Here is an 11523-nt window from a genome sequence, read left to right on the forward strand (position 1 = left end):
ATGAATCCCGTCCACGACGATGTGATGTGGCTCATGGTAGTCCCGCGGCGGACGAGGACACAAGGGGCTGTGTATACATTACGGGCTGGCTCACTGGAATTTTTGCGGAATTGCTGGGAATTTCCGCCGTACTTGTATACACTCGTTGATGTCAGCCAATGAAGGAGGCAGGAATGCGCGCCAGCGACAAGGCCTATGCGGCCCTCCGCGACGACATCATCGAATGGCGCCTGCTTCCGGGGACGGTGCTCGCCGAAGTGGAGCAGTCCGAGCGGCTGGGCATTTCGCGCACACCGCTGCGGGAGGCCCTGAGCCGGCTTACCGCGGAAGGTCTGACGACGACGGCCGGCGTCCGCGGCGTCGTCGTCACCGACATCTCGCTGGAGGACATCGACGAACTCTTCGAACTCCGCGACACCCTCGAAGGCAAGGCCGCAGCGCTGGCCGCCGAACGCGGCGACCCGGCGACGTTCGAGCAGCTCCGGAACGAGCTGCTCAGGGCCCCGGAACTGATCGGCGGCGAGGACCCCGCCCGGCACGACTACTACGGACTGGTCGGCCGGCTCGACGCGGCCATCGACGCCGCTATCTCCAACTCCTACCTCGCCCAGGCGATGCGCAGCCTGCGCGTGCACCTGGTCCGCGTCCGCCGCCTCGCGGCCGACGACACCGCCCGGCTGACCGCCGCCGCCGCCGAGCACGCCGCCATTGCCGAAGCGATCGCCGCCGGCAACCCCCGGCTGGCCGAGGCCGCCACCACGCTCCATCTGCACCGAAGTCTTTCCCACGTCAAAGCCACGCATACACCTCACTAAAAGGAGCACCATGGTCAAGGAACACCACGTCCGCGTTTACAAGAGCGAGGAAAACCTGCCCCGCGAGGACCAGCTCGCGTTCAAGATCGCAAAGGTCGCCGCGGATCCCGTGGGCGTCACCGACGAGGTCACCGACATGGTGATCAACCGGGTCATCGACAACGCCTCGGTAGCCATCGCCTCGCTGAACCGCGCCCCGATCATCGCAGCCCGCGCCCAGGCACTGACGCACGGACCCACCACCGGCGGCAAGGGCTCGAAGGTCTTCGGCATTGAAGAACGCGTCGCCCCGGAATGGGCGGCCTGGGCCAACGGCGTCGCCGTCCGCGAACTCGACTACCACGACACATTCCTGGCCGCGGAGTACTCTCACCCGGGTGACAACATCCCGCCGATCCTCGCCGTGGCCCAGCACGTGGGCTCCAGCGGCAAGGACCTCATCCGCGGCATCGCCACCGGCTACGAGATCCAGGTCAACCTGGTCAAGGCCATCTGCCTGCACAAGCACAAGATCGACCATGTCGCGCACCTCGGCCCTTCCGCCGCCGCCGGCATCGGAACCCTGCTGGGGCTCGACGTTGAAACGATCTTCCAGTCCATCGGCCAGGCGCTGCACACCACCACCGCCACCCGCCAGTCCCGCAAGGGCGAGATCTCCACCTGGAAGGCCCACGCCCCGGCATTCGCCGGCAAGATGGCCGTCGAATCGGCGGACCGTGCCATGCGCGGCCAGACCTCCCCGGTGCCGATCTACGAGGGCGAAGACGGTGTGATCGCGTGGATGCTGGACGGCCCCGACGCCTCCTACACGGTGCCGCTGCCGGAAGCCGGCGAGGCCAAGCGCGCCATCATGGACACCTACACCAAGGAACACTCCGCCGAGTACCAGGCCCAGGCATGGATCGACCTCGCCCGCAAACTCCATGGCGAACACCCCGAGCTCAAGGACCCCGCCAACGTCGAGTCGGTGCTGATCAAGACCAGCCACCACACGCACTATGTGATCGGCTCCGGCGCCAACGATCCGCAGAAGTACAGCCCCACGGCCAGCCGCGAAACGCTGGACCACTCCATCCCGTACATCTTCACCGTCGCCCTGCAGGACGGCACCTGGCACCACGTCGATTCCTACGCCCCCGAGCGCGCCGGCCGGCCCGACACCGTGGAACTCTGGCATAAGGTCACCACCGTCGAGGACCCGGAATGGACCCGGCGCTACCACTCCCTCGACATCGCCGAGAAGGCCTTCGGCGGCACCGTCGTGATCACGCTCACGGACGGCAACGTCATCACCGAGTCGATCGCCGTCGCCGATGCGCACCCGCTGGGCGCCCGGCCGTTCGCCCGTGACCAGTACGTGCACAAGTTCCGCACCCTCGCCGCCGGACTCGTGGCGGACGAGGAAATCGAGCGCTTCCTGGCCGCCGCGGCACGGCTCCCCGAGCTGGCTGCCGGCGAACTGGACCAGCTGAACATCCAGGCCGCCGACGGCGTGATCGACCTCGCGGCCGCACCGAAGGGACTGTTCTGATGCTGTATTCCAAAACCACGCCGGAGCAGAAGCGGATCCGCTTCCGCGAACTCCTCGCCTCCGGCACAATCCAGCAGTTCCCCGGTGCCTTCAACCCGCTCTCGGCCCGGCTGATCGAGGAGAAGGGCTTCGCCGGTGTCTATATTTCCGGCGCCGTCCTTGCCAATGACCTCGGCCTGCCGGACATCGGACTGACCACGCTCACCGAGGTCGCCACCCGCGCCGGGCAGATCGCCCGGATGACGGACCTGCCCTGCATCGTCGACGCCGACACCGGCTTCGGCGAGCCGATGAACGTGGCCCGCTCGGTCCAGGAACTCGAGAACGCAGGCCTCGCCGGCCTGCACATCGAGGACCAGTTCAACCCGAAGCGTTGCGGCCACCTGGACGGCAAGAACGTCGTGGACCTCGACACCGCCACCAAGCGCATCCGCGCGGCGGCCGACGCCCGGCGGGACCCCAACTTCCTGATCATGGCGCGGACCGACATCCGGGCCACCGACGGGCTCAAGGCCACCCAGGACCGCGCCCGGGCACTCGTGGACGCCGGCGCCGACGCCATTTTCCCCGAGGCCATGAAGGACCTGTCCGAATTCCAGGCCATCCGCGACGCCGTCGACGTGCCGATCCTGGCGAACATGACCGAATTCGGCCAGAGCGCCCTGTTCACGGTGGACGAGCTGGCCGGCGTCGGGGTCAACATGATCATCTATCCGGTGACCCTGCTCCGTAGTGCCATGGGCGCCGCGGAGCGTACGCTGGAAGCGATTATGGCCGACGGGACCCAGGAGGCACAGGTAGGAAACATGCTCACCCGCGCGCGGTTGTACGACCTCGTCGACTACGAGGCCTACAACCGCTTTGACACCGGGGTCTTCAATTTCCAGGTCCCCGGCCAGTGACCCCCACAATCGATTTCCGGCCCGCGCCGGCATACAGGCGACAGGAACAAAGGAGTTTGAGCATGGCTGAAGAAGACATCAAAAAGGGCCTCGCCGGCGTCGTGGTGGACTACACCGCCGTCTCCAAGGTCAACCCGGACACCAATTCGCTGCTCTACCGCGGCTACCCGGTCCAGGAACTGGCCGCCAAGTGCAGCTTCGAGGAAGTCGCCTACCTGCTGTGGAACGGCGAGCTGCCCACCCCGGAACAGCTCGCGGAATTCACCGCGAAGGAACGGGCCGGCCGCGCGCTGGACCCGGTCGTCAAGCAGGTAATCGACGCCCTGCCGCTCACCTCGCACCCGATGGACGTCTGCCGCACGGCGGCATCCGTCATGGGGGCACGGCACCCGCTCGCCGAGGATTCCTCCCGCGAAGCCAACATGGCCAAGGCCATCGATCTCTTCGCGGCCATGCCCGCCGTGGTGGCCTACGACCAGCGGCGCCGGCACGGCCAGGACGTCGTGGAGCCCCGCGACGACCTGGGCTACGACGCCAACTTCCTCTGGATGACGTTCGGCGAGGAGGCCGCGCCCGACGTGGTTGACGCCTTCAACGTCTCGATGATCCTGTACGCCGAGCACTCCTTCAACGCCTCGACCTTCACGGCCCGCGTCATCACCTCCACGCTTTCGGACCTGCACTCGGCCGTGACCGGTGCCATCGGCGCACTTAAGGGCCCCCTGCACGGCGGCGCGAACGAGGCCGTCATGCACACCTTCGACGAGATCGGCATCCGTCCGGAGGAATCGCTGGAGGAGGCACACACCCGGGCCAAGGCCTGGATGGAGGACGCCCTGGCCCACAAGAAGAAGGTCATGGGCTTCGGCCACCGCGTCTACAAGCACGGCGACTCCCGGGTGCCCACCATGAAAGCGGCACTGGACAAGATGATTGCGCACTACGGCCGGCCCGAACTGCTGGGGCTGTACAACGGGCTGGAGACCGCGATGGACGAGGCCAAGGCGATCAAGCCCAACCTCGACTACCCGACCGGCCCGACGTACCACCTCATGGGCTTCGACACCGCGACGTTCACTCCCCTGTTCGTGGCCAGCCGCATCACCGGCTGGACCGCGCACATCATGGAGCAGTTGGACTCGAACTCGCTGATCCGCCCGCTGAGCGCCTACAACGGCGTCGAGGAACGGCACCTGGCGTAATTTTCCACCGACGACGGCGGGCCGGCCACCTTGGGAAAGGTGACCGGCCCGCGTTTTTCTGTTTCTGTCCGCTTCTTTTCTGCTGCTAGCCGGCGTCGATCTTCAGCGATGTGATCATTCGCTTCGCGTTGAGGTATTCGGAGCTCTGCATGTAGGCCCGGGCCTCTTCCAGGGAGGGGAACGACTTGGCACCCTTCCGGTTTCCGTTCTGTTCGGAACCGCCGACGTTGACCTGGAAGGCGTCGGCAAAAGAGTACAGCGGCGATTCGGCCGGGCCGCTGACCACGTTGTAGAACATGCAGGACTTTCCATCTTTCCCAGCCACACTGCTCGTAATTCCATAGGAGGCAGTGACGCGCCCCGCTTCCTGGAGTGCCCGGAAAGCAAACCGCGGCGTGATGGTGTCGGCTGCGTACGTGTTGTACGGCAGCGCAAGCTCCACCGAATCAAGGACGGTGTAGGGAACGGGTCCCTGGCAGGCACCGCCAATTCCCCCGGAGGGACCGTAGTGCAGGGACGCCACCACCATGCCCTGGGCGTCCGTGACATCGACGTCCACGGCCGATGACCCGGACGCGCCTGGCGGCGCCGTGACGGTCCACTGGGCCGGGTAATCGAAGCTGACTTTTCCGCCTGCGCTGCTGAACGTCCGCCATTGTTGGGCCTGGGGTACGGGAGCAGCAGAAGTCGGGGCAACCGGGGAGGCTGGCGTTGCCGACAGCACCGCGTCCGGCGTCATCGCCGTCGCCGACGACGACGCTGTAACGCCGGCCGTTGCGTTCGCCGCCGAAACCGTGCCCGCCGGCGCGCATGCGGTGATCCCGAGTAGCACCGCTGCGGCGACGGCTCCTGCTGTGACCATCACCTGCACAGCGCCGCCTGTCCGCCGAGTATGTTCTGCTGGAGCTGCTCTGGTCCCCGCCATGTGTTCCCCCAATATCAGTGACGGTCACAGGACCGCAACGGCAGGCGCACCGTCGATTCCAGGCCGTAGACAGAGGCTACATCGGCTGCGACAGACCTTGCACGGACGCCACGGTTTCGTTGTCATCGTTCATGACGATCACGACGTCGATCAATACCCCTGCCAGCGCGGGGGGCAGCCAGTGCTCGGCATCCTGCCACATCCGGTCTATCGGCAGCTCTGCAGTGTCGAACCATTCCGGGATGATCTCGGAGCTTTCTCCCGGTTCGCCTTCCCACTGCCGGCTGGTGAAGAGCCGGCACGACATGTTCCATTCGGGTCTGGCAGGAAAGATGAACTCGACGACGCCAGCGTGGGCCAGGTCCTCCTGGAGCACCACGATGCCGACCTCTTCCCAGACCTCGCGGACCACGGCCTCCGCGTCGCTCTCCCCCGCTTCCACGTGGCCGCCGATGCCCACGATCTTGCCGGTGCCGAACCCGGTCCGTTTCAGGCCAAGCAGCACTTCGGTGGCGGAACCCGCTTCGCGGAGCAGGAAGCAGAGGGTGACGGGGGTTGGGATCATGAATTCAGCCTATAGCTGCGGAGAGGCCGCGCAACGGGATCCCGGCCAGGAAACGGCAGGTAGTGCCTTCGGCTATCCCACGGGGTGCCACCAATATGCTCGGGTACCTGCAAAATGGTCGGTCAGACGCATGGGAGCAGGAAGCATTCCGGGTAGGGGTCGTCGAGGGGCGCCGGCCAGCCCGGGTTGTCGGTGTCTGCGGCGGGGAATGGGTGTGCGGCCGTGAATGAGTGCCAGTCCGGGAAGGGGTCCTGGGGCAGTTCCCGTTCGGGATCGCCGGAGGTGTCCGGGCCTGCGTCGGTGGCTTGGATGTGGTGTGGCCAGTGGGGTGGTTCCCAGTCCTGGTGTTCGCTGGGGTAGTGCCGTCTGGATGGGGAGGTCCACCCGGGCGGGCTGTCCTTGCTGGCCCCGGTGGGTGTCCAGGCGGAGCCGTGTTTCAGGCGGTGGTGTCTGGGGCAGGGTTGGCCCAGGTTGGAGATGGCGGTGGTGCCTCCGTCGGCCCAGGCCAGGAGGTGGTCTGCCTCGTTGTCCAGTGAGTGGTTGTTGCAGCCGGGGAAGGGGCACCTGCCGTCGCGGAGGCGGAGCCATTGACGCTGCGCCTTCGTCAGGCGGTAGCTGGTCCGTCCGATTTCCAGCGGGGCGCCATCGCGGGGGTCGGTCAGGACCCGGTAAAAGGAGCCGGCGCCGTCGGTGACCAGGCGGCGGGCCATGGACGGCGGGATCGGCCCGTACCCGTCCAGGGTGGCCGGTTCGGCGGTGGCGCCCAGCAGGGACAGGACCGGGACGGTGATCAGGACCTGCGCCCTCGGGGACGGGACACGTCCGGCGACGCACCCGGCCATGCCGCCGCCGCCGGCCATTCCGCCCGCGGCGCAGGTGGTGTGGCTGGTGAGGAGCCAGCTGGCGGTGATGTCGGCGCGGAGCTGGGCCAGGGACCGGGCCTCGTCCGGGCCCTGGAGGGCGCGGGCGGCGGCGGTGCTCCGTTCCCAGATCCCTGCGGCGGTATCTGCCGGGAGGTAGGCCGAAAGCCAGGCCATGCCGTCCCGGTCCGGGAGGTACTCGACCCGCCGGTCCCCGGCGCTTTTGGTGTGGCGTTTTTCGATGCTGACCGGGTGGTGGCGTTCCCGCCAGGTGCGTGCCTTGGCCCGGAACCGGGACGCCACGAGGTCCCCGGCCCGGCAGCCCCGGGCGGGGTCCGGCGCGCCGGGGTCCAGGAAGTGCGCCTCCAGCGCGGCCGCTCCGGCGGGATCCAGGCCGGTGGCCTCCTCGACGATGATCCGGGCGTGCTGCCAGGAGATCGACCCGGCCGCAAGGGCCGCAAGGGTCAGCGGCAGCGCCGTCGTCAGGGCCCGGCATTCGGACAGGAGGGCCCGGCGGCCCGTTCGCTGACGGTCAGGACACAGGCGACCTCAGCGACCAGGGCCATCTCTTCGGCGGTGCGTTCCCGCGCGGACGCCGGCGGTGACGCCAGGGCCCTGGCCGCCTGCACGTATTCCGCGGCCAGCCGCACCTTCAGCGCCGCGGTCCGGGCTTCCAGCCGGGCCACCTCGGCCAGCCCGTCCAGGCAACCATCCGCCAGGCGCCGCAACGGATCGGCGCCGGGCAGCGGAACGGCGCCGGGCAGATCAGCGTGGTCCGCGCCCGCTTCGGTGAAGGCAGCAAGCGCAGCAGCGGACGCGGCGACGGCCGCCAGGGCCTCCCTGCTGTCCGCACTCCATCTCCATGCCACGTTACCATCCACACCCCCATCCAATCACCTGCCACCGACAGTATTGATGAAATTGCGTGGGTTGCCGACTGGACGGGTACATGCCTTGGCGATCCCCGACACCACGTCCAATGGTGCCGTGGGCCAGGTCGGTTTGTGGCCGAAGAATGCGCGTAACGGCCTGCCGGACGGTACTGGGCTGGATCGATAGAGGCAAGGGCGGCGTCGTCACCGTCTCAAAAGCAACAAGCAGGAATATCGCCGCCCAGTTAGCATTCGCACGCAGGCCGGCGAAGCAGACGGCCGGGGGCTGTCAGCCGAGCGCCCGGGGATGCGCCGCTGCGTAGATCTCCCGCAGGGTATCGGCGGTCACGAGGGTGTAAACCTGTGTGGTGGTCACGGACGCATGGCCCAGCAGCTCCTGGACGACGCGGACGTCGGCTCCGCCTTCGAGCAGGTGGGTGGCAAAGGAGTGCCGCAGCGTGTGGGGCGATACGTCCTTGGTGATGTTGGCCTTCCCGGCCGCGGTCTTCAGGATGGTCCAGGCGCTCTGCCTGCTGATCCGCCCGCCCCGCGCGTTCAGGAAGAGGGCCGGGGTGCCCTTGCCCTTGGCGGACAGCAACGGCCGGCCGCGGACCAGGTAGGCGTCCAGGGCCCGTGCCCCGAAGGACCCCAGCGGCACCAGCCGTTCCTTGGAGCCTTTGCCGAACAAACGGACAATCGCAGGGCCGGTGCCCTCATCGGCAGCCCCGGTGTGCAGTGAGATGTCGTCGACATCCAGGCCCACGGCCTCGCTGATACGGGCGCCGGTGGAGTAGAGGAACTCCAGCAGGGCCCGGTCGCGCAGGCCTGTCGCCGTGTCGGTGCCGGTGGCCTCGAGGATTCTCGTGACCTCATCGACGCTGATGGCCTTGGGCAGGCGCTTGCCGGGCATCGGCGGATGGACATCGCTCGCGGGATCCGTGGCCGTGACGCCTTCCAGCGCCCAGAATTTATGGAGTCCGCGCACGGCCACCACCGTCCGGGCCGCCGAGCGGATGCCGAGGGCCGAGCCGCCGTCGGAACCGTCGGACAGCGCCTGGACGAAGGCCGTCACATCGTGCCGGGTGATCTCGCCAGGATGCTGGCGGCCGGTCCGAGCAAGGTGTTTGGCATAGCGGGCCAGATCCCGGCGGTACGCCGAAAGGGTGTTCGCGGCCAGCCCGCGCTCGACCCCCATGTGCTGAAGGTAGTCCGTCACGGCACGGTCGATCGCGTTCGGCGGCCGGGCGTCCGCCTTCGCGGGAGCTTCGACCGGAGCAGGTTGCTCTGTTGCCGCGGGCTCAGCCATCAGCGCTGGCTGGGATGGGCAGGCCACGGCGCATCGGCGGGGCGCAGCCCCTCGAAGTTGTCCGCGCGGGCAGCCGCGGCGGCGAGGACGCCGACGACGGCGGACGGGTTGTGCAGGCGGCCATCCAGCACCGCTGCCACCGCGGCATCGAGCGGAAGCCAGTGGAGCTCAATTTCTGCTTCCTCATCGGTGCGGACGTGAAGTTCGTGGCCCGGCACATCGCCCAGGCCGCGGGCCAGGTATATGCGGATCGCCTCGCTGGAGGATCCGGGGGAATTGAAGAAGTCCGCCAGGACGTTCCAGCGGCTGGCCACAAGATCCGCTTCCTCGGCGAGCTCGCGGGCCGCGCCGACGACGAAGTCCTCGCCCTCGACGTCCAGCAGCCCGGCCGGGATTTCCCAGAGGTCCATGCCGACGGGGTGCCGGTACTGCTTGATCAGCAGCACCTCACCCGCGTCGTTCATCGGAAGCACCGCCACGGCCCCGGGGTGCTCGATATAGTCGCGGACGAGGGGCGCCCCCTCATCGTTGAGCTGGAAGCTGTCACTGACAACATCCCAGATCCGGCCCTCATAGACCGTCTGGGACGACAAAAGACGGCGCGGGCTCGGCTGATCCGAAACCTGCCGTGCAGCATTGGGGGTCTCAGATGTAGCGGGCATCGCGCCGTCCTTTGATTCAGCTGGGGTTACTTGGACACTGCCGCCGTCGAGGGCTTGGCCGGGTCTGCGGGAACGGCCTTGGCCTCCGTGGCAGCGGGGGTCAACTTGCTGCCGTTGCCGTGCTGGTGCTCCAGGGCAGCCTTGACCAGGCCCGCAAACAGCGGATGCGGGCGGGTGGGCCGTGAGCTCAGCTCAGGGTGCGCCTGCGTTGCCACGTAGTACGGGTGGACTTCACGGGGAAGTTCCACGTACTCCACGAGCTTGCCGTCGGGTGAGGTTCCGGAGAATACCAGGCCCTTGGCGGCGATCTGCCCGCGGTACTTGTTGTTGACCTCGTAGCGGTGCCGGTGGCGTTCGCTGACCTTGGTGGTGCCGTACGTCTCGGCCACGACGGAGCCTTCATCGAGCTTGGCTTCGTACAGGCCCAGGCGCATGGTGCCGCCCAGGTCGCCCTTGCCCTCAACGATGTCCAGCTGTTCTTCCATGGTGGCAATGACCGGGTACTTGGAGTCGGGCTCGAACTCGGACGAGGATGCGCCTTCGAGGCCGACCACGTTGCGGGCGTACTCGATCACCATGCACTGGAGGCCAAGGCACAGGCCCAGCACCGGGAGCTTGGTTTCGCGGGCGTACTTCAGCGCGCCCAGTTTGCCTTCCAGTCCGCGGATCCCGAAGCCGCCCGGAACGCAGATGGCGTCGACGCCGTCGAGGGCCTGTACCGCGCCCTCGAGGGTTTCGCATTCGTCCGAGGGCACCCAGCGGATCTTGACCTTGGTGTCGTTGGCAAAGCCGCCGGCACGCAGGGCCTCGGTGACCGAGAGGTAGGCGTCTGGCAGGTCGATGTACTTGCCCACCAGGGCTATCTCAACCTCGTGCTTGGGATTGTGGACCGCGTCGAGCAGTTTGTCCCAGCTGGTCCAGTCGACGTCCTTGAACGGAAGGTCCAGGGCGCGGACGATGTATGAGTCCAGGCCCTGCGAGTGCAGGGTCTTCGGGATGTCATAGATGCTCGGCGCATCCGGGCAGCCGATGACGGCGTCGATGTCGACGTCGCACATCCGGCCGATCTTTTCGCGCATGGGCTGGGGCACTTCGCGGTCCGAGCGGATCACGATGGCTTCGGGCTGGATGCCGATGGAGCGCAACGCGGCAACGGAGTGCTGCGTCGGCTTGGTCTTCAGTTCCTGCGACGGGCCGATGTACGGGACGAGGGATACGTGAAGGAAGAAGACATTTCCGCGGCCGATGTCCTGGCGGACCTGGCGGGCGGATTCGAGGAAGGGCTGCGACTCGATGTCGCCCACGGTGCCGCCGATTTCTGTGATGATGACATCGGGGGCGTTTTTGCCCTCGGCAGGAAGCCGCATGCGCCGCTTGATTTCATCGGTGATGTGCGGGATGACCTGGACGGTGTCGCCGAGGTACTCGCCACGGCGCTCCTTGGCGATGACCGTCGAGTAGACCTGGCCGGTCGTGACGTTGGCCGAGCCTTCGAGGTTTTCATCGAGGAATCGCTCATAGTGGCCGATGTCGAGGTCCGTTTCGGCGCCGTCGTCAGTGACGAAGACTTCGCCGTGCTGGAACGGATTCATCGTGCCCGGATCCACATTCAGATAGGGATCGAGCTTTTGCATAGTTACAGACAAACCGCGTGCCCGCAGCAGGTGGCCGAGGCTTGAAGCCGTCAGTCCCTTGCCGAGCGAGGACGCCACACCGCCGGTGACGAAGATGTGTTTGGTCGTCTTGGACGAGCCCGGAAACCGGGAATTTACACGGGAATTTGATCGCTGCACCACGGAGTTCGAGCCTATCACCATTTATGCCTCCTACGGGTCCACCGGCGGTATGCCGCTGTGATTGTCCTCCCGGCCATGCTCGTCCCG

At 67.1% G+C, this 11523-nt stretch carries 9 protein-coding genes and 1 pseudogene; 4 read left to right on the forward strand and 6 right to left on the reverse strand.

The annotated features are described in order from the left end of the window. The first annotated feature begins 173 nt into the window (after positions 1-173). From E5206_RS15795 to E5206_RS15810, 4 genes are all read left to right on the forward strand, one after another. Positions 174-815, forward strand: a complete 642-nt coding sequence (locus tag E5206_RS15795; protein ID WP_136323316.1) for a GntR family transcriptional regulator — start codon at positions 174-176, stop codon at positions 813-815. Positions 816-825: 10 nt separating this feature from the next. Continuing rightward, a complete protein-coding gene (locus E5206_RS15800) occupies positions 826-2346 on the forward strand; it encodes an MmgE/PrpD family protein (RefSeq protein ID WP_136323317.1) in 1521 nt (506 codons plus the stop codon). Further along, complete coding sequence (gene prpB, locus E5206_RS15805; RefSeq protein WP_136323318.1) at positions 2346-3248, forward strand: methylisocitrate lyase; 903 nt, start codon at positions 2346-2348, stop codon at positions 3246-3248. Before E5206_RS15800 ends, prpB begins: the two co-directional genes overlap by 1 nt. A 62-nt stretch (positions 3249-3310) precedes the next feature. Next, positions 3311-4450 carry a bifunctional 2-methylcitrate synthase/citrate synthase gene (locus E5206_RS15810; protein WP_136323319.1) on the forward strand — a complete coding sequence of 380 codons (1140 nt, stop codon included), beginning with the start codon at positions 3311-3313 and terminating at the stop codon, positions 4448-4450. 85 nt (positions 4451-4535) lie between these two features. Here E5206_RS15810 and E5206_RS15815 read toward each other — a convergent pair whose 3' ends face one another. From E5206_RS15815 to E5206_RS15840, 6 genes and pseudogenes are all read right to left on the reverse strand, one after another. After that, the gene (locus E5206_RS15815) at positions 4536-5312 is read right to left on the reverse strand and encodes a hypothetical protein (protein WP_136323320.1); all 777 of its coding nucleotides are present in this window, start codon (positions 5310-5312) and stop codon (positions 4536-4538) included. 139 nt (positions 5313-5451) lie between these two features. Further along, complete coding sequence (locus tag E5206_RS15820; protein WP_136323321.1) at positions 5452-5940, reverse strand: 8-oxo-dGTP diphosphatase; 489 nt, start codon at positions 5938-5940, stop codon at positions 5452-5454. Between the two features lie 122 nt (positions 5941-6062). Then, positions 6063-7669 (reverse strand): annotated as a pseudogene (locus E5206_RS15825) (DUF222 domain-containing protein). 292 nt (positions 7670-7961) lie between these two features. Then, positions 7962-8978, reverse strand: a complete 1017-nt coding sequence (xerD, locus tag E5206_RS15830; protein ID WP_136323322.1) for a site-specific tyrosine recombinase XerD — start codon at positions 8976-8978, stop codon at positions 7962-7964. Continuing rightward, the gene (locus E5206_RS15835; RefSeq protein ID WP_136323323.1) at positions 8978-9640 is read right to left on the reverse strand and encodes an NUDIX hydrolase; all 663 of its coding nucleotides are present in this window, start codon (positions 9638-9640) and stop codon (positions 8978-8980) included. The genes xerD and E5206_RS15835 overlap by 1 nt, the downstream gene beginning before the upstream one ends. Positions 9641-9666: 26 nt before the next feature. Then, positions 9667-11454 (reverse strand): CTP synthase, encoded by a 1788-nt coding sequence (locus tag E5206_RS15840; RefSeq protein WP_136324178.1) that lies wholly within the window; start codon positions 11452-11454, stop codon positions 9667-9669. Positions 11455-11523 lie beyond the last annotated feature (69 nt).

The organism is Arthrobacter sp. PAMC25564 (genome assembly GCF_004798705.1).
Classification (GTDB): Bacteria; Actinomycetota; Actinomycetes; order Actinomycetales; family Micrococcaceae; genus Arthrobacter.